Here is an 18,460-nt window from a genome sequence, read left to right as displayed (position 1 = left end):
TCAGAACTGATAGCGACGCAGGCGCGTCTGGACGAGGAACAGGTAGACGCAGACGCCGGCGAGGATGATCAGGAACATGATCGTGGCGATCGCGGCACCCATGTTGGGATCGCCGACCTGCAGCTGAAAACCGAAGAAGGCGCGGTAGAGGAAGGTGCCGAGAATGTCGGTCGAATAATTCGGACCGGCGAGCGCCCCTTGCGCGGTGTAGATCAGGTCGAAAGCGTTGAAATTGCCCACGAAGGTCAGGATCGAGATGATGCCGATCGAAGGCAGGATCAGCGGCAGCTTGATCTTCCAGAACTGCGCCATACCGGTGACGCCGTCGCATTCGGCGGCCTCGATCACCTCGTCCGGGATCGACAGAAGCGCTGCATAGATCAGCATCATCGGGATGCCGACGAACTGCCAGACCGAGACGAGGCTGAGCGCGGTGAGCGCATATTGCTCTTTGCCGAGCCACGGCGTGAACAGGCTCTTCAGCCCAACGAAGTCGAGCAGGTGCGGCGCCACGCCCCAGATCGGCGACAGGATCAGCTTCCAGGCGAAGCCGACGATGACGAAGGACAGGATCGTCGGCACGAAGATCGCGGTGCGATAGAAGGCGGCAAACCGCAGTCTCGGGCTGGAGAGAAGCGCCGCCAAGAGGATGCCGATCGGATTCTGCACCAGCATGTGGATGATGAAGAACCAGACATTGTTCCGCAGCGCGTTCCAGAAATTCACCGACCAGTTGGGATCGCCGAACAGCGTGTGGAAATTGTCGAACCCGACGAACACTTGCGCCTGGTTGATGTTGCGGAACAGAGAAAGCTGCAGGGTCCCGAACAGCGGCAGGATCATGACTGCCGTGTAGACCAGCACCGCCGGCGCCAGGAAGACGCCGATATGCCAGCGGATCGGTTTCTTGGGTCGTGTTTGTGCGGCCATGAGTTCGGTCCCCGCCGTCTCTCGGTTCCAGGTCGATGGTGCTTGGCTGATGCCTCGATGCACGGCGGCCTGACTGTCCCCATGATGCGAGGGACAAGGCCAGCGACAGTGCGGCTTCGTCTTCCCGCAAGGGTGAGGGTAAGACCGAGAGGCGGCGCCGACAATCGCTATCTAGATCTGTCCGAAGGCCGGCCGGGCGGCGCCCGGCCGGTTCGAATGGCTAAAGCCTTACTTCGCCGGCTTGTACCAGCTGTCGAGGCCGTCCTGCAGCTTCTTGGCCGCGGCTTCCGGCGTGTCGGTGCCGTTGATCACATTGGCCGATTCGACCCAGGTCTCGTTCTCGAGGTTTGGCGTGCCGCGCGACAGGATCTGGTAGGTCGAGCGGATCGTCGACTTACACTTGCCGCGCCAGGAGACGAATTCCTGCGCCAGCGGGTCCTCCATCTTCACCGGCGTGTTGTTCAGGCTGAAGAAGCCCGGCAACGCATTGGCGTAGATGTTGGCGAAGTCCGGCGAAGCGACCCAGGACAGGAACTTCTTGGCTTCTTCCGGGTGCTTCGAGGCAGCGTTCAGGCCCATGCCGATATCGGTATGGTCGGAGATGTAGCAGGTGTCGCCGGCCTTCTGCACGGGCGGCGGGAAGGCGCCCATCTTAAACTGCGCCTGGGTGTTGAACAGGCCGATCTCCCAGGAGCCAGCCGGGTAGATGGCGGCGCGGCCGAGCGTGAACAGGTTCTGGCTGTCCGGATAGGTCTGCGCCTCAAAGCCGTCGCCGAGATAGGGCTTCCACTTGGCCAGTTCCTTGTAGGGTTCGACCCACTGCGGATCGGTCAGCTTCTGCTCGCCTTTGATCAGCGCCTGACGGCCTTCCTCGCCCTTCCAGTAGTTCGGGCCGATGTTCTGGTAGCCCATGGTCGCGGCTTCCCAGAGGTCCTTCGTGCCCATCGCCATCGGGATATAGGTGCCGTCCGCCTTGATCTTGTCGAGCACGGCGTAGAACTCTTCATTCGTCGTCGGCACCTTGAGGCCGAGCTTGTCGAAGGCGTCCTTGTTGTAGATGAAGCCGTGGATGACCGAAGCCATCGGCACGCAGAAGCTCGACTTTCCGTCGTCGGTCTGCCAGGCGGCCTTGGCGACCGGAGAGAAGTTGTCCATGCCGGGCAGCGACGAGAGGTCGGCGAGGTTGCCCTTCTTGAACAGCTCAAGCGACTTGTCGAAGGGGCGGCAAGTGATCAGGTCGCCCGCCGAGCCGGCAGAGAGCTTGGCGCCGAGTGCCGCGTCATACTCGGTCGGCGCCGAGGGCGCGAACACCACCTTGATGCCCGGGTTCTTGGCTTCGAAGGCCGGGATCAGCTTGTCCTTCCAGATGGTCAGGTCGTCGCCGCGCCAGCTCTCGATGTTGAGCGTGACGTCTTCGGCGAGGGCCATCACGGTGGTGCCGAGAATGCTCGTGCCGATGAGAAGTGCCGTCAGTAGTTTGGTCGTCATGTCCAGTCTCCCTGTTGACCTTTTTCAGGTTCGGTTTTGATGAGAACAGCGGCTAGCGCGCCTTGCTCCCCTCGATCGCGGAAAGCGCCGGCCTGAGCTTCTGGCCGGTTTTTTCCAGTATCTTCTCGGCCGCATCGGCATTGGCAGCACCCGCGGCGAGCAGAATGGCAGTCTTGACGCCGCCACCGCTCTCTTCGAGCAGGCGCGCCGCATCTTCGCGGCTGCGTCCGCTGATGGCGGCCACCATGCGCACCGCGCGGTCGCGCAGCTTGATGTTGTCGGCGGCAAGGTTGACCATGTAGCCGTCATGCACATGGCCGAGATGGACGGCAGCGAGCGTCGACAGCATGTTGAGCGCGATCTTCTGTGCTGTTCCCGCGCCCATGCGCGTCGAGCCGGCAATCAGCTCCGGTGGCGTCTCGAGCAGGATGGCGACGTCGGCCTCGCCGAACAGCGTCGCGCCCTTGTTGTTGGCGATCGCGATCGTCGCCGCGCCCCGGCGCCGCGCGTCGCCGATCGCCTGGACGGCATAGGGCGTCGAGCCGCTGGCCGAGATGGCGATCAGGCAGTCGCCCTTGCCGATATTGGCATTCGCCACGGCTGCCGCGGCTTCCTCGATATCGTCTTCCGGTCCGCCGGCAAGCGTGCGGAACGCCTCGTCGCCGCCGGCGATCAGGATGGCGATGCGGTCCCGCGCGATACCGAATGTGCCGGGAAGTTCCAGCGCATCGGCGACAGCCATCAGGCCGGAACTGCCGGCTGCAGCGTAGGCGAGCCTGCCTCCACCCTTCAATTGTCTGGCGACAAGCTCGGCGGCCTCGGCAATGGCCGGAATGGCGCCGTGCACGGCCCTGGCGGCCTCGATTTGCGCATTGGCGAGGAACGAAAGGATGGCATCCGGGGCCTGGACATCCAGCCCCGCGGCGTTCTGATGAAGCGCTTCCGTGCGCGTCTCGGCCATCCGCTTTCCTCCAACTGATCGAACAATACCAAAAAAATACCACTTGTCCACATCTCTCATTGCGTTTTCATGCTCCGGAGCGCGTTGGGAACAAATTTCCATGTCTTTTCAATCAAATACGCCTTAATCTTTTTTAAACCGAAATTAACCCTTGGCTATTGGTATTTTATTGGTATTATCCGCGACGAGGAGAAAATCGCGTGAAATTCGTGCTTGGCATCGATGGCGGCGGCACAAGCTGCAGGGCGGCCCTTGCGACCGCCGACGGCGCTGTCGTTGGCCGCGCCAAGAGCGGCGCGGCCAATATCCGCACCGACCTTACCGGGGCGCGCGCAAACATCGTCGAGGCAGCAAGGCAAGCTTTCGTGGCCGCCGGTGAAGATCCGCAGCTGATCCCTGAGACGCCTGCCATTCTCGGCCTCGCCGGAGCCAATGTCGGCACCTACAGGCAGCAGCTGGAAGCGATCCTGCCGTTCAGCAAAAGCCGCGTCGAGACCGATGCCGAGATCGCGCTCGAAGGCGCCGTCGGCTCCGGCGACGGCGCCATGGCGATCCTCGGCACCGGTACCGCCTATATGGCGCGCAAAGCGGGCAAGTCGCGCGCCATCGGCGGCTGGGGTTTCCAGGTCGGCGACCAGGGCAGCGGCGCCCGTATCGGCCGCGACCTGCTCGAGCAGACGCTCCTTGCCTATGACGGCATCCGCCCCGGCTCGCCGCTGACGGATGCCATGCTTGCCGTCTTCCGCAACAATCCCGAGGACGTGGTCGAGTTCACCACCAACGCCAGGCCCGGCGACTTCGGCGGTTTCGCGCCAAAGGTCTTCGAGCATGCCGACAAGGGCGATCTCGTCGCCAATTGGATCCTCGATAAGGCGGTTGCCGATGTCGAGGCTTCGCTCGGCGCCCTCGAACTCGCCGACGATGCGCCGCTATGCCTGCTCGGCGGCCTGGCGCCGCTCTACGCGCCGCGGCTGTCGGCGCGCTATCAGGCGCTGCTGAAGGCCCCGCTTGACGATGCGCTCGGCGGCGCGGTGCAGATGGCCGCGCGCATCTTCGCGGGCAAATCCGGAGGCGCCCGATGAGCGCCGCCGACCGGATTTTCGCCATGCTGCCGGGGACCCCGCGATGAGCGCCGCCGACCAGATCTTCGCTATGCTGCCGGAGGCGCCGCGATGAGCGCCGCCGACCAGATCTTCGCTATGCTGAAAGAATCCTCGCAGAGCGGCGCGCCGCTTTACCTGCAGCTGAGAAAAAGCATCGAGGAAGCGGTCAATCGCGGCCTGATCGGGCCGGGTGACGCGCTGCCGTCGGAGCGCGATATAGCCAGCAAGGCCGACATTTCGCGCGTCACTGTGCGCAAGGCCGTGCAGGATCTGGTCAAAGGCGGCATCCTCGTCCAGCGTCATGGCTCCGGCACCTTTGTCGCCCCGCGCATGGAACGTGTCGAGCAGTCGCTGTCGCGGCTCACCTCCTTCACCGAGGATATGGCGCGCCGCGGCATGGTCGTGCGCTCGGCCTGGCTCGATCGCGGGCTCTATGCGCCCTCGCCGGACGAGATGATGGTGCTCGGCCTGTCGTCGAGCGAGCTGGTGGCGCGCGTGGCGCGCCTGCGCATCGCCAATGACACGCCGCTGGCGATCGAGCGCGCCGCGATTTCGGCGAGCGTGCTTCCCGACCCCGAAGCGATCGGCTCCTCGCTCTACGCGGCGCTGGAACTGACCGGCAACCGCCCGGTGCGGGCCGTGCAGCGCATTTCGGCCGCCAATCTCGGCGACGGCGACGCGCGCCTTCTCGAAGTGCCGCCGGGGGTTGCCGGCCTGCACATCGAGCGTATTTCCTATCTGGCGAGCGGCAAGGTGATCGAGTTCACGCGCTCGATCTACAGGGGCGACGCCTATGACTTCGTCGCGGAACTCCGGCTGACCGGGCCGGGAGAGGAGAGCCGGCCATGAGCGCAACCGCCACCCACATGCGGCGCGAGATCGAGGAGATCCCGCAGGCCACCGCCCGCCTGCTGGACGGCTCGGCCAACGTGCTGGCCGAGGCCGGCCGCGGCCTTCGCGAGCGCGATCCGCATTTCGTCGTCACCGTGGCGCGCGGCTCGTCCGACCATGCCGCCACCTTCATGAAATATGCCGTGGAGCTGACGGCCGGCCTCGCCGTCGCTTCCGTCGGCCCGTCGATCGCTTCCATCTATGGCGCGAAGCTGAGGCTGCGCGGCTCGGCTTGCCTGGCGATCTCGCAGTCGGGCAAGAGTCCCGACATCGTCGCTATGGCCGAAACCGCGAGAGCCGGCGGCGCGCTCACCGTCGCCATCACCAACACCGCCGACTCGCCACTGGCGCGCGCCTCGGATTACGCCATCGACATTCTCGCCGGCCCGGAGCGCAGCGTCGCGGCCACCAAGACCTTCGTCAACTCGGCCGTCGCCGCCCTGGCGCTGATGGCGCACAGCACTGGCGATGAGGCGCTGCTTGCTGCGCTCGCCCGCCTGCCGGAGCATTTCGAGAAGGCGATCGCCTACGACTGGATGGCGCTCGCCGCGGCGCTCGAGTCCCCGCGCTCGCTGTTCATCCTCGGCCGCGGCCCATCCTTCGCGATCGCCAGCGAGGCGGCGCTGAAATTCAAGGAAACTTGCGCCATGCATGCAGAGGCTTACAGCGCCGCCGAGGTCATGCATGGGCCGCTGGCGCTGGTCGGGCCGGGCTTCCCGGTCCTGGCGCTTGCTGCCCGCGACGCGTCGGAGCCTTCGGTGGCCGAGGCCGCCGATAGCTTGACGGCCAAAGGCGCGGCCGCTTTCGTCACCTCCGACAAGGCGAAGGCAGCCAGGCTGCTGCCGTATGTCGCAACCGGCCATCCGTTAACCGATCCGCTGCCGCTGATCGTGTCCTTCTATGGCTTCGTAGAGGCCTTCGCTCGCCATCGGGGCCTCGATCCGGATGCGCCACGCAATTTGCGCAAGGTGACGGAAACCGTATGAGCGACCGTTTCGCCCTCACCGGCGCTCGCATCTTCGACGGCGCCGACTGGCACGACGATACGGCCCTCGTCGTCAAGGACGGCATGGTCGAGGCCATTCTGCCCACCGGCGCCGTGCCGTCAGGCGTCTCCCGTGTCGAGACCGGTGGCGGCCTCTTGGTTCCCGGCTTCGTCGACATCCAGGTCAATGGCGGTGGAGGCGTTATGCTCAACGACCATCCCGATGTCGCCTCGATCGAGACCATCTGCCGGGCGCACGCGCCCTTCGGCACCACGGCGCTCCTGCCGACGCTGATCACCGACACGCCGGCGATCACCGCCGCGGCGGTCGCCGCCGGCGCCGAGGCCGCCCGGAAGAAGGTGCCGGCTTTTCTTGGGCTGCATCTCGAAGGCCCGCATCTGTCCGTCGCGCGCAAGGGCGCGCATGATCCGGCTCTTATCCGGCCAATGACGGACGCTGACCAGGCTGCGCTGGTCGCGGCGCGTCAGGGCTTGTCGGTGCTGCTCACCACGGTCGCACCGGAATCGGTCCAGCCGGCCCGGGTCACGGCGCTGGCCGCGGCCGGCATTGTTGTCAGCCTCGGCCACTCCGACACCGGCTATGCCACGGCAACGGCCTTCGCCGAGGCCGGCGCCACGGTCGTCACCCATCTCTTCAACGCCATGAGCCAGATCGGCAATCGCGAGCCGGGACTGGCCGGAGCGGCGATCGACACCGGCAGCTTCTACGCTGGCATCATCGCGGACGGAATCCATGTCCATCCCGGCACCATGACGCTTGCACTCAATGCCAAGAAAGGCCCGGGCAGGATCCTTTTGGTCACCGACGCCATGGCGACGATCGGCACCGACATGACATCCTTCACCCTCAACGGCCGTACCATCTACCGCAAGGACGGGAGTCTCAGGCTTGCCGACGGCACGCTGGCCGGCGCCGATCTAGACATGATTTCCGCCGTGCGCTTTGTCCATCGCGTGGTCGGGCTCGATCTCGACGAGGCGCTCCGCATGGCCTCGCTCTATCCCGCCGAAGCGATCGGCCAGGCGCATCGCCTCGGCCGCTTCGCCAACGGCACCGCAGCGGACATTGTCGGGCTGTCGGAAGACCTGGACGTCAAGAACGTCTGGATCGGCGGCGAGAAGGTGTTTGCGGCGTAGGCCTCTTCCTTCGTCATCCTCGGGCTTGACCCGAGGATCCATGCCGTGACCTCTGCGATGGGGCGCAACGGTGCAGAATTCCGTAATCGTTGCAACGCTTTGGCGTTAAGGCATGGATGCTAGGGTCTGCGCGCGTCGCTTCGCTCCGTGCTCCGCCCTAAAATGACGAAGCTGCCGGGCGTTTGCACTAGTCTAGCTCTGCGATCTGGATTGGTAGATATCCTTGTACGCCTCTCGCAAAACGTTCTTCTGTACCTTGCCCATCGTGTTGCGCGGCAATTCGTCGACGAAGATCACCTGCTTCGGGTGCTTGTATTTGGCCAGCCGCCCGGCAATGGCGTCGGCGATATCGGCTGCGCTGATTGCCGAGCCCGGCTTGCGCACCACGACCGCCGTGACGCCTTCGCCGAAGTCGGGATGCGCAACCCCAATCACCGCGCTTTCGGCAACGCCGGTAAGCGCGTCGATCTCGCTCTCGATCTCCTTGGGATAGACGTTGTAGCCGCCCGAGATGATCAGGTCCTTGCTGCGGCCGACGATGTGGACATAGCCGCCGGTATCGATCAGGCCGAGGTCGCCGGTGATGAAGAAGCCGTCGTCGCGGAATTCGGCCTTGGTTCTCTCTGGCATCCGCCAATAGCCGGCAAAGACGTTCGGGCCCTTCACCTCGATCATGCCGATCTCGCCCTGGGCTAGCGGCTTGCCGCTTTCGGGGTCGGCGACGCGCAGCGTGACACCCGGCAGCGGAAAGCCGACCGTGCCCGCGCGCCGTTCGCCGTCATAGGGGTTGGATGTGTTCATGTTGGTTTCGGTCATGCCGTAGCGTTCGAGGATGGCGTGGCCGGTGCGCTCGCGCCAGGCATTATGCGTCTCGCTAAGCAACGGCGCCGAACCGGAGATGAACAGCCGCATGCGGCTGGCCGCATCCTTCGTCAGGCCCTGCTGCTGCAGGAGCCGCACATAGAAGGTCGGCACGCCCATCAGCGCGGTCGCGCGCGGCAGAAGCGAAATCACACGGGCCGGGTCGAACTTCCGCTCGAACAGCATTTTTGCGCCGGCCATCAGGATGACGTTGGTCGCGACGATCAGGCCGTGCGTGTGGAAGATCGGCAGCGCGTGGATGAGCACATCATCGCCGCTGAAGCGCCAGTAATCCACCAGCACGCGCGCGTTGGAGGCGAGGTTCTCGTGGCTGAGCATGGCGCCCTTGGAGCGGCCCGTCGTGCCAGACGTGTAAAGGATGGCGGCAAGATCGTCGGGGCCGCGCTCCAGATCCGCAAAATCCGCCGGCTGCAGCGCCGCACGGTCCGCAAGCGTGCCCTGTCCGTCGCGGCCTAGCGTCAGCGTCGCCGCCCCCGCCGATGCGGCAAGCGGTTGCACATCCTTCACCTTTTCCGGATCGCACACGACCAGCCGCGGCTCCGCGTCGCGGAAGAAATAGTCGAGCTCCGGCAGCGTATAGGCGGTGTTGAGCGGCAGGAAGACGGCGCCGGCGCGCAGACAGGCGAGATAGAGGAGCAAAGCTTCAGGGGTCTTCTCCACCTGCACCGCGACGCGATCGCCGGGCAGCACACCAGCGGCGACCAGCGCGTGCGCAAACCGCGCGGACCACGCCAGCATGTCGGCATAGGAAATCGAACGCCCGTCACCCGTCTCCATCAGCACTTGGCCAGGCGCCGGCATGCTGGCGCGAAACGCGTCGAACAGGTGATTGGTCATGTCGTCCCCTGGCGTCGAAAGCTCGGCCAGAGCGAATATCAGATTTGTCAGCGATGGGCAGCTATTTGCGACCGCGCGCGGCCTTGCCTGCGCGAGCCCGCGGACCGTCGCCTGGGCTGAGCTGCGCCATGCACATCTCCGCCGTCAGGCGGTAGTGACTGAGCAAGGCATCGACCGCGCCGTCGGCGTCGCCGTCCATGGTCCGCTCGGCAATCGTCCGGTGCTCGCCGAAGTCGTCGCGTTCGGAGCCGGGGCCGCGCTGCGAGATCAGCCGGTAGCGGGAGGCCTGGTCGGAAAGCTGGTCGCAAAAGCCGATCAGCCAATGCGAGCGGCAGGCGCAGATCAGCGCGCGATGAAAGGCGCGGTGCAGCTTCTCCCATTCCGGATTGTTGGTTGCCGGGTCATCGGGCCGGCGGCGTTCGGCGCGCGCCAGGCGGTGCAGGGCGAGCACCAGCTGTTCTTCCCATTCCGCCGTTCGGTGCGCAATGGATTCGCGTAATGCGCGTTCTTCCAGCCAGCACCGCGTGCGGGTGAGCTCCTCCAGCTCGGCCGCGTTGACCGGCATCACGAAGAAGCCGCGCTGGTCGTGGCGGCCGAGCAATCCCTCGGCGGCCAGACGGTTCAGCGCCTCGCGCACCGGCGAGGCGCCGGCGCCATACCGGGAAACGACCCATTCGACGCGCAGCTTGCCCTCGGCTTCCAAAGCTCCCCGCAGCAAGTCCTCGCGGAGCTGATGGTAGACCGAACTGGCCAGCGTGCTCTTGGCACCCTTGCCTTCGCCCGTATCGGCGTTCCCGTATGGCAATTTGACTCCTGTTGCCGGCCCCTGTTTTGCAGGGTCCCTCGGCCAAGCAATTTCATACGATGTATCTTACAGCCGAGCACTGCCGCCTAAAAACGTATGATGGCGATATCCGTATTTTAAGACAAGGCGGGGTCAATTATCGAATAAAGTAAAATCCACTTGAAAAAAGGCTGACGTCAGTGGGAGACTTGACATAACTCGGTATACTGAACAGCCCTTAGTTAGCGAGGCGGCTTTGCTAGGAACGCACTGTCGACGTCTTTAACGGCCTTGTCGGCGGCTGAGCGGATCGCTTCGATATTTGCCCGATAGGTTTCCACTGTGCCGCCTTTGAAAATGGCCGCGCCGGCCACCAGCACGCCGGCGCCGGCGGCCGTCACCAGCGGCGCCGTTTCTGGCGAGATGCCGCCGTCGACCTCGATGCGGATCGGGCGCTCGCCGATCAGCGCCTTGACCTTTCGCACCTTGTCGACGATCGCCGGGATGAAAGCCTGGCCGCCGAAGCCGGGATTGACGGTCATGATCAGGATGAGGTCGAGCCGGTCGAGCACATATTCGATCGCCGTTTCCGGCGTCGCCGGGTTGAGCGAGACACCGGCCTTCTTGCCGAGACCTTTGATGGTTTGCACCGAACGGTCGAGATGCGGGCCGGCCTCGGCATGCACCGTTATGCCGTCGCAGCCGGCCTCGGCAAAGGCCGCCAGGTAGGGGTCGGCAGGCGCGATCATCAGATGGCAGTCGAAGAAGGTTTTTGTCCGGTTGCGGATCGCCTTGATCACCGGTGGGCCGAAAGTGATGTTGGGCACGAAATGGCCGTCCATCACGTCGAGATGGATCCAATCGGCTCCGGCCGCCGCGACCGCTTCGACCTCATCGCCGAGCTTCGAAAAGTCCGACGCCAGCACCGATGGTGCAATCAGGGTCTTCTTGCTCATGAAAGGCTTCTCCCGGCATCCTCATCGGCGCTCTGTGCTGCGCGCTGGCACGCGGGTCTGCCTAGACCATCGTCCGGCCAAGGGGAAGCGTGTTTTCCGCTTCGCTCGACGGGCACGCAAAACGCGAGCTGCGATGCGGGAAGGAGAGAACCCGCTGGATTTTTCCGGCGGGTTCGCGGGCGCGGTAGTGATGGGCTGCCCTACTGAAGGTTGTCGGTCGCCGGGTTCCGCTGCAGCCTTGGTTGGCTTCTTGGCACCAACTGCTGCAGGATATTCGGATTGAGCAGCAGGTCCGGATCGATCTCCAAGCCTGGCCGCCTGCGGATCGGGAAGCAATCCGGATACCGGCCGGCCGTTCCGACTGGGCAGCGCCGCCTGATGATCGGCTGGCACATGCCATCGATCATCTCCGAGCCCGGCGCGCATACAGCGTCTTCGAACCTGCCGCATCTACCTTCGATCACTTCGGTGCCGCGTGGACACACGCAGACGCCGCGTTTGTTGAGGAACTGGCCGCGGATGGAGCATGCTTGCGGCTTCCTGACCGGCACGCAGGCTTTGCCCTTCAACGCCGTCCCCCTCGGGCAGACGCAATCGCCATCGGCATTGCGCACCTGGCCACGAATGCGGCACTGGCTGGGCGGCTGCTGCCTGTCGGGCACGCAAGCCTTGGCGGCGCGGTCGACATGCGTGTCCTTGGGACAGGCGCAGCCATCCGGTGTCGGCACGGCGCCGCGGATAGTGCATTTCGGCGGAGCGACCCGGCAGACGCCGTTCACCAGCTCGCCGCGCCGGCATACGCAATTGCCGTCCTGGTCGCGGTACTGGCCGGGACGCAGCGTGCACTGCGGCTCCTGCGGCTGCTCGCTCTGAACGCATCTGCCGTTTTCCAGCTCGGTGCCGCGCGGGCAGACGCAGCGTCCGTCCTCGGTCCGGATCTGGCCCTTGAGTAGGACGCAGCGCTGCGGCACTGGCAGCGGCAGAAGCTTAGTGCCGCCGGACGAGCACTGACCGTTGCGGAATGTGGTGCCGTCCGGGCAGGCGCAGCGGCCGGCCGAGTTGAGCACCATGCCGCCCGAACACTGGTTCTTGACCTCACGCTTGATTGTGAAGGGGTGGCATGCATAGGCCCTGCCGCGGTCGCCTTGCGCGTTGGCTGGGGCGCGCGACAGTAGATCGCCGCCGCCCTGCACCGGCGTGTTTGGCGAGAGCACCCCGACGCAGTTCTGTCCGCTGACCGTACCCCGCAGAGTGGCAAGGCGCGCGTCGTCGGGAAGGACCACTGTGACATGATGCGTATGGCTTTCGCCGGCGCCCAGCGTCAGATTGGCGATGCAGGACGCCGGCAGCGTCGCCGGCTCCGGCGAGCAGCCGAAAGGCGGGTCGATCGCGGTGATCTTGACACCCTCCAGCCTGCCGAGACCGTCGATGCCGACCGCATCGCCGATGCGGACCGGACCGGAGAAGGCATTCGGCCCCTCATTCGTGATAGTGATCTCGAACGAGCAGGGCGCGCCTGGCTGGCATTCGCTGTCGCCGGTCTTCTCGACGCGGATCGTGGAGGCCCCACCGCCCTTCGCGCAAGCCTGGCCGATCGGATAGACGATGTCGTCGCGGGGCGCCGGCCCAAAAGAGCCGCGCGCGCAGTTCTCGAACGCGTCATTGCCGCCGACCGTCACGTCGAAGTGCCGGCTGGTTCCGGGCGTCATGACGGCGCCGGCAATCTGGCAAGACAGCATGTTGGCGGGCACTGGCCCGCAGTTCCAGTCGGCGCCGTCCGGGGTCACGGTCCGGACAGCGACCGGCGCGCCGCCCGACACCAGCGTGGCGGCATCGTTGACCCGCACCGGACCGGTGGGGGCAGCAGTGCCGGCATTGGTCACGGTGATGCGGCAGGATACCGAAGACGCACCGGCCAGCGAGCTCTCGCATGCCTTGGTGATGCGCAGGCCGGGCTTGGCGCCATTCGGACGGCGGATGCGCTCGGTCGCGCACGCCTTGTTGTTCGCGAGGTCAACCTCGCCGGCAATGGCCTTCACCTCGGCGCAATTCTCGACCGTGTCCGGCCGGTAGTTTGCCGGCATGACCGCCTTGACCACGATGGGCGTCGAGGCGCCCGGCGGCAGCGAGATGCCGGCATTGTCGCAGCGGAACTGGCCGGGGCCGTTCGGCAAGCAGGTCCATGGCGGGCTGGGCCCGAAGGCCGAGGAGGTCGGCGCGTCGCCCGGATAGGTGTCGATCACGGTCAGCGGCCCGTGATAGGTGCTGGTGCCGTTGTTGATGATATCGATCACGAAGCTGCAGATGCCGTCCGGCGTGCAGACCGGCATGCGGGCGCGCTTCTTCAGCAGCAGGTCGACCTTCTTCTCGACCGCAGGCTGGCATTGCGGATCGCGATCGCCACGGCGGCAGACCGGGATCGAGGCGCAGCCGCGATCGTTCTGCTGGCTGCCGAACAGCGGCTTGCCGCTCGCCTGGTAGTCATAGGCGGCGCAATTGCGCAGCACGCTGCCCTGCCAGCCGCCGGCCGGCTTGAAGCCGAGCTTGAGGACGGCGGAGGCGCCCGGGTTGAGCGTGGTTGCCGGATGGGTGCAGGTCATCGGCGTCGTCCCGGGCGCGCAGACCCAGGGTGGGTTCGGTCCCGACGACAGCGCCGACCCGGCCGGCAATGTCACCTCGTCGAGCACGATCTTGCCGTTATAGGGCGCATCGCCGACATTGGTGACCGTGATGGTGAAGTCGCAGCCGCCGGACATCGTGCAGCGCGGCACTTCTGCCCACTTCTCCACCTTGGGGTCGGGCTGCTTTTGGGGCGGGCACCTGAGATCACGCGGAATGTCGATGTCGATCTCCTGCGTGCAGCAAAGTCCCCAGCCTTCCTTCGGCCCGGCATAGGTGTCGATGCCGGTGACGACGAGATGGATGGCCTCGCCCGGCGAGGCGCCGATGATCTTCCAGTTCAACACGCCGCCGCCGGCAGGTACCTGCTGGGTGTCGGTGGCGATGGTGATGCCGGGTGTCGTCGTCGACAGCTGCACCCATTTGCCGGCCATCTCCGGACCGACCGGCATGTGATAGATGAAGGCGCCGCCGCCGGGCACGCAGTCGACCGTGCCGCGTTCGACCTTGAAGCATTCCTTGCTGGGAGGCGGAGGCGGCGGGTTGCACTTGCTCAGGTCGATCGTGATCGAGGTTTTCACGCCGGTGAGGAAATCGGCGTCGTCGGGCTTGTCCGGATCCTGCGAGGGGATCGTGGTTGCCGGGCCGCCCCTGAAGGCCACCTTCATCTCACCCTGGTTATCGACCGTTGCCGGCGCGGCGAAGGCGGCATGGTCTATCTTGGCCGTGATCCGGAAAGTGATCACGCGTTCGTCGGCAGCGCCGACGCCGTCGAGGTTCGAAGCGCTGATCCGGAAATTGGAAACGCTTGCCGTATCATTTGGGCCGGCCGATGTGCTGATCGAAGCAGCGGGCAGCGGTCCGCCGGAAGCGCCCGTGCCGTCGCCGACGAGGTCGACGCTCACGATCTGCAAGCCGTGCGGCAACTGGTCCTTGAAGTCGAGCCTTGTCGCCTTCAGAAGGGCCGCCACGCTTGGCCGGTCGAAGTCCTGCGGGTCGCCATGGATGCCGAAGCTCAAGACGTATTCGACGCTATCGCAGCCCCTTAGGCCACCCTTCTTGGTGAAGAAGGGTATGATCCGCCCGAGCTCCGGATTGATGCCGCGCGATCCAGCCGTGATTTCCGGGTTGGCGATCTGGCCGGCCGGTGCCTTGTCCTGCGCAAGCGCCGGCACTGCCGGCAGCATGGCGACCGCGACACCGGCCGCCATCAGCCAGCGCGCGCCGCGCCTGGCGTATGACAGGGGTTTCATGATCGTGCCCATGACGGCTTTGCGCGGGGCAGGGCGGGAAAGGACGAGACCGCTCATCTGTCCCTCCTCGGCGCTTCGCACTCGACGGCCGGCGTCCTCAGCGGCAGCGTCACCTTGCAGCAAGGATAGTAGCCGCCTTTGTCCCGGTCGGACTTCCGGTAGAAGCAGAGCCCGACATTGACGGTGTCGCCCGGATTATGGCCGATGATGCCGATCGTGTAGGGCTTGCCCGGCGCATGCGACATGGGTGAGGTCACCCCGACGCCCGGTGTCTTGGACAAAGCCTTGATCGAATCGCCGCCAAAGCCGGCGTGGTCATCGAGATAGAGGTCGGCCCGGAGGCCGCGGGGTGTGCAGAAATACTGCACGTCCTCGACATCGAGGCATGGGGGCAGGTTGCCGGGCGGAGGGAAGTCCGGCGGATAGACGGGAGGCAGGAAGCCGCCGGGGATTTCCTCATAATAGCCGGCGCGGCCCTCGCAGGGGCGCCAGACCCTGACGTCGCCGACATGGCCCTGGACGTCAGGGTCTTCGAAATAGCCGTCGAAGTCGACGACCCAGGAGCCGAAGGGCGGCACGTTTACCGGCTTGACCAGCTTGCTTGGCGTGAGCTGGACGCCATGCACGGCAAGCGGCCCGCCGGCGGCGAGGCGCTCGGCAAGCTCCGGATTGTCGCGCAATTTGTCGCCGGTGTTCACGACCGTGTGGGTGCAGACCGAGGTGTCAAGATTGCCTTCGGGGTCGTAGCGGTATTGCAGGTCGACGCCGCCTGCCGACTGCCGGTTGCCCTGCGGGAAGCCGACCGCATATTCCTGCGGCACCTCGGCCCAGACCGATTCCGTTGCCGGATCGTCCGGATCCTCGCGCTGGTAGCGGATCACCTCGCCTTTGCCGGTATCGGCGAAGCGGCTGTAATCGTAGCGGTTCTCGACCGGGCCGCGCTGGGCAAGATACATGAAACCCTGATTGTCGAAGGCGATATCGGTGACGGCATAATCTTGGTCGGCCTTGACCGTCAGTTCCCAGCGCGGATCGCGGCCAAAACCCCCGTCGCTTGCAATGCCGACCGACCAGATTTCGGCTTTCTCGCCTACGGAATAGTAGAGCCGCCCGCCATGGTAGGCGACGGCCCAGACGCGGCGCGCATCCTGCGTATAGCCCCAGGTTCGGAGGTCTTCCGAATCGAAGGCCGTGTCGTGGATGTCCATCACGGCGCCGTCGTCGGCGACCGGGGCGAGCCCATGCGCGGGACGCCCGGCAACGCCATGGTCGATGCTGTCGATCAGATTGCCCTCGATATCGACGCGGTGGATGAGCCCGGTATCGAGATCCGAGGCGAAGAACTCACGATGGGTCGGATCGAAGGCGAGGTTGCCGATGCCGGGCCCGCTGTTGGTGTCGATGTCGGCGAATTTCGAGACGGCGCCCGAGATACCGTCGATCTTCCAGATGGTGCCCGGTCCGCCGCCATTTTCGGTGCCGAACTGGCCATTCATGAAGACAGCGCCGGCGGCGCCGCGGCGCTGTCGCTCAGGCCGCCCGTCCTCGTCGGCGTCCGGCGTGACGATCTCGATGCCGTGCAGCGAGGTCGCCGCCGTATAGAGGTTCGGAATGCCCGACGGCACGCCATCGCGCACGCCGTCGTCATAGGTGAGGCCGAAGACCTCGCCGATCTGGCCGGCTGTCACCTCGAAGGGCGGCGGCGTGTAGACGAGCTGGCCCGAAGCTGGGCCGCCGAGTTGCGAGACGTTGAAAATGCGCAACGAGGCCTGCGAAGTGTCGATGAAGGTTTCGTCGACCGGGTCGACGCCGGGCGGCAGGCCGCCCTTTTCGGAATCGGGAGAGCCGAAATCCGGGATGATCGTGCCGGGGAAGCCGGTCACCGCCATCGAGCCCGGATAGATGATCTGGGCTTCCTGAGCCTTTGCCGCACCGCCGAGGCAAAAGCCGGCGGCCAGTGCCAGGGCAAGCATTCCGCTGGTGGTCACGATCGCGCGGCGCAAACCGCCGCCGCGAAAAGCCACGAACGAGCCGCGGTCGCGAGACATTGAGCTCCCCCCGAAGTCATCGGAAGAACCCTCCGATTTCGCCGCGCAAAACAAGGTAAGTCGCAGCGTTCCGGCTCGTTCGTCCCTGATAGAATTGTCTGTTTTCCGCCTGTTCACGATACGCCGGGTGCCTGGCAGGGTCAACGGAATCAGCCGAAAGCCGAGCGCGTCGTCTCCATCCCGAAGCCGATGATCGCGCCGAGCTCCTGTTGCTTCCTCGGACCACCGCGGCTCTGGATTTCTGATCATACGGGCTCGCTTTCCGGCCCGCGCCATGCGGCGCCTGGCCGTCAGTCGCAGGCTGATGCGGAAAGGTTCAATGCGCTAGAGCAATTCGAGAAAAAGTGTGAGCGGTTTTCCGTCCGGAATTGCGTCAGAACAAACAAGCCCGAGCATTTCGTCGTTTCCGTGAAACGGTGAAATGCTCTAGGCGTCCGGCTGGTAGAGCTGTCTTTGCCCGTCTCATGCAAGTCGCCGAAAAGAGAGCAGCGATTTTGGCATCAGCCCCGAAGCGCGGCGCTTGAATTCTCGACGCGACGCGCTTTGGCAAAATCACCAGATCCACTCGCCTCTGCCGAGCACGGAGACCGCCTCGACGATGCGGGTGAAGCTCGCGCGAGCACGACCGACCGTATGCCGGGCTCTCAAATAGCTGTGCACCAGCCCCTGTTCTTCGAACCAGTAGGCATACCCGCCGGCCGCGACGACGCGGTCGCGATAGGCCTCGCCGTCTGAGGACAGCGGGTCGCATTGGGCAGTGATCAGCACCGTCGCCGGGAGATAGGCGAAATCGGCGTCGGCGAGCGGCGACAGCGTGATGTCGCCGGTCCGGTCCACGCCGCCGGTGCGAATGTTCAGGTAGAATTCGATATCGCGCAGGGTCAGCATCGGCGCGTCAGCATGCGCCACATAGGAGCCGCGCGAGCGGTCGCCCCCGAGGCTGGGATAGATCAGCACCTGGCCGGCCGGCTTCTTGACGTGACCGCGCGTTGCGTGGGCAACGGCGGCGCAGAGGTTTCCGCCGGCGCTGTCGCCGCAAAGCAGGACAGGGCAATCATAGGTCTTGGCGGCCCATTCAAAGGCGCTTAGCACGTCGTCGAAGGCGGCCGGATGCAGATGTTCCGGCGCCAGCCGGTAATCGACCGAAACCACCTCGTAGCCGGTGCGGGCGCACAGCTCGGCGCAGACATCGTCATGGCTGTCCAGCCCGCCGAGGATGAATCCGCCGCCATGAACATAGAGCACCATTGCGGCGCTGTTCGATTCCGCGTTGCTATAGATGCGGATCGGGATGCTGGCGGTCGGCGTGGCGATGGCGGTCGTTTCGACCGTCACGCCTTGCGGATAGCCGGCGAAGAACTCGCGGCACATCCGGTCGTAGATCGCCCGCTGCTCTGCGATCGTGTAGTCGATCGTGTCGGGCGGGTAATAGGAATTGGTCTTCTCGATGAAAGCCCAGGTCTCGGCGTCGATGAGGGTCTTGTAGTCGGTCATAGCGCTTGGGCCGATCGCGAAGGTCGAGCCTGAGCACCCCCCTCTGTCCTGCCGGACATCTCCCCCGCAGG

13 protein-coding genes are annotated in these 18,460 nt (G+C 65.2%); 4 read left to right on the top strand and 9 right to left on the bottom strand.

Going from position 1 to position 18,460, the window contains the following annotated elements; translation table 11 throughout:
- The 3 genes from P9217_RS09740 to P9217_RS09730 form a co-directional block, all read right to left on the bottom strand.
- Window positions 1–930: a sugar ABC transporter permease gene (locus P9217_RS09740; protein WP_066996121.1), complete on the bottom strand. Its 930-nt coding sequence runs from the start codon at window positions 928–930 to the stop codon at window positions 1–3.
- Between the two features lie 228 nt (window positions 931–1,158).
- On the bottom strand, window positions 1,159–2,418 hold the full coding sequence (locus P9217_RS09735) for an ABC transporter substrate-binding protein (protein WP_278086111.1): 1,260 nt from the start codon (window positions 2,416–2,418) through the stop codon (window positions 1,159–1,161).
- A gap of 52 nt (window positions 2,419–2,470) precedes the next feature.
- Window positions 2,471–3,379, bottom strand: a complete 909-nt coding sequence (locus P9217_RS09730; RefSeq protein WP_278086112.1) for an N-acetylmuramic acid 6-phosphate etherase — start codon at window positions 3,377–3,379, stop codon at window positions 2,471–2,473.
- Window positions 3,380–3,579: 200 nt separating this feature from the next.
- Between P9217_RS09730 and P9217_RS09725 the strand changes: the two genes are divergently transcribed.
- The 4 genes from P9217_RS09725 (at window position 3,580) to nagA (ending at window position 7,516) form a co-directional block, all read left to right on the top strand.
- Window positions 3,580–4,461: an N-acetylglucosamine kinase gene (locus P9217_RS09725; RefSeq protein ID WP_278086113.1), complete on the top strand. Its 882-nt coding sequence runs from the start codon at window positions 3,580–3,582 to the stop codon at window positions 4,459–4,461.
- Window positions 4,462–4,551: 90 nt separating this feature from the next.
- Window positions 4,552–5,331, top strand: a complete 780-nt coding sequence (locus P9217_RS09720) for a GntR family transcriptional regulator (RefSeq protein WP_067324046.1) — start codon at window positions 4,552–4,554, stop codon at window positions 5,329–5,331.
- Window positions 5,328–6,359 carry an SIS domain-containing protein gene (locus P9217_RS09715; protein WP_278086114.1) on the top strand — a complete coding sequence of 344 codons (1,032 nt, stop codon included), beginning with the start codon at window positions 5,328–5,330 and terminating at the stop codon, window positions 6,357–6,359. The genes P9217_RS09720 and P9217_RS09715 overlap by 4 nt, the downstream gene beginning before the upstream one ends.
- Window positions 6,356–7,516: an N-acetylglucosamine-6-phosphate deacetylase gene (gene nagA, locus P9217_RS09710; RefSeq protein WP_278086115.1), complete on the top strand. Its 1,161-nt coding sequence runs from the start codon at window positions 6,356–6,358 to the stop codon at window positions 7,514–7,516. The genes P9217_RS09715 and nagA overlap by 4 nt, the downstream gene beginning before the upstream one ends.
- Window positions 7,517–7,708: 192 nt before the next feature.
- Here the strand turns inward: nagA and P9217_RS09705 are convergent, their stop codons facing one another.
- The 6 genes from P9217_RS09705 to P9217_RS09680 form a co-directional block, all read right to left on the bottom strand.
- Window positions 7,709–9,235, bottom strand: a complete 1,527-nt coding sequence (locus tag P9217_RS09705) for a malonyl-CoA synthase (RefSeq protein ID WP_278086116.1) — start codon at window positions 9,233–9,235, stop codon at window positions 7,709–7,711.
- A gap of 61 nt (window positions 9,236–9,296) precedes the next feature.
- Window positions 9,297–10,040 (bottom strand): GntR family transcriptional regulator, encoded by a 744-nt coding sequence (locus P9217_RS09700; protein ID WP_278086117.1) that lies wholly within the window; start codon window positions 10,038–10,040, stop codon window positions 9,297–9,299.
- Between the two features lie 221 nt (window positions 10,041–10,261).
- Window positions 10,262–10,975, bottom strand: coding sequence for a ribulose-phosphate 3-epimerase (gene rpe, locus P9217_RS09695; protein ID WP_278086118.1), 714 nt, complete (start codon window positions 10,973–10,975; stop codon window positions 10,262–10,264).
- Between the two features lie 200 nt (window positions 10,976–11,175).
- A complete protein-coding gene (locus P9217_RS09690; protein ID WP_278086119.1) occupies window positions 11,176–14,904 on the bottom strand; it encodes a hypothetical protein in 3,729 nt (1,242 codons plus the stop codon).
- Window positions 14,901–16,895: a hypothetical protein gene (locus tag P9217_RS09685; RefSeq protein WP_278086120.1), complete on the bottom strand. Its 1,995-nt coding sequence runs from the start codon at window positions 16,893–16,895 to the stop codon at window positions 14,901–14,903. The genes P9217_RS09690 and P9217_RS09685 overlap by 4 nt, the downstream gene beginning before the upstream one ends.
- A gap of 552 nt (window positions 16,896–17,447) precedes the next feature.
- Window positions 17,448–18,389, bottom strand: a complete 942-nt coding sequence (locus P9217_RS09680) for an alpha/beta hydrolase (protein ID WP_067324058.1) — start codon at window positions 18,387–18,389, stop codon at window positions 17,448–17,450.
- Between the last annotated feature and the right edge of the window lie 71 nt (window positions 18,390–18,460).

It is taken from the genome of Mesorhizobium sp. WSM4989 (genome assembly GCF_029625795.1).
Taxonomy (GTDB): Bacteria; Pseudomonadota; Alphaproteobacteria; order Rhizobiales; family Rhizobiaceae; genus Mesorhizobium.
Note: the sequence above shows the minus strand (reverse complement) of the source record. Positions and strands in the feature narration are given on the sequence as shown.

What these genes read in the sequence shown, in the direction of transcription:
- P9217_RS09715 (WP_278086114.1), top strand. Translation starts at nt 5,328, where the DNA reads ATGAGCGCAACCGCCACCCACATGCGGCGCGAGATCGAGGAGATCCCG.
- P9217_RS09735 (WP_278086111.1), bottom strand. Translation starts at nt 2,418, where the DNA reads ATGACGACCAAACTACTGACGGCACTTCTCATCGGCACGAGCATTCTC.
- P9217_RS09720 (WP_067324046.1), top strand. Translation starts at nt 4,552, where the DNA reads ATGAGCGCCGCCGACCAGATCTTCGCTATGCTGAAAGAATCCTCGCAG.
- P9217_RS09730 (WP_278086112.1), bottom strand. Translation starts at nt 3,379, where the DNA reads ATGGCCGAGACGCGCACGGAAGCGCTTCATCAGAACGCCGCGGGGCTG.
- nagA (WP_278086115.1), top strand. Translation starts at nt 6,356, where the DNA reads ATGAGCGACCGTTTCGCCCTCACCGGCGCTCGCATCTTCGACGGCGCC.
- P9217_RS09685 (WP_278086120.1), bottom strand. Translation starts at nt 16,895, where the DNA reads ATGTCTCGCGACCGCGGCTCGTTCGTGGCTTTTCGCGGCGGCGGTTTG.
- P9217_RS09740 (WP_066996121.1), bottom strand. Translation starts at nt 930, where the DNA reads ATGGCCGCACAAACACGACCCAAGAAACCGATCCGCTGGCATATCGGC.
- P9217_RS09705 (WP_278086116.1), bottom strand. Translation starts at nt 9,235, where the DNA reads ATGACCAATCACCTGTTCGACGCGTTTCGCGCCAGCATGCCGGCGCCT.
- P9217_RS09690 (WP_278086119.1), bottom strand. Translation starts at nt 14,904, where the DNA reads ATGAGCGGTCTCGTCCTTTCCCGCCCTGCCCCGCGCAAAGCCGTCATG.
- rpe (WP_278086118.1), bottom strand. Translation starts at nt 10,975, where the DNA reads ATGAGCAAGAAGACCCTGATTGCACCATCGGTGCTGGCGTCGGACTTT.
- P9217_RS09680 (WP_067324058.1), bottom strand. Translation starts at nt 18,389, where the DNA reads ATGACCGACTACAAGACCCTCATCGACGCCGAGACCTGGGCTTTCATC.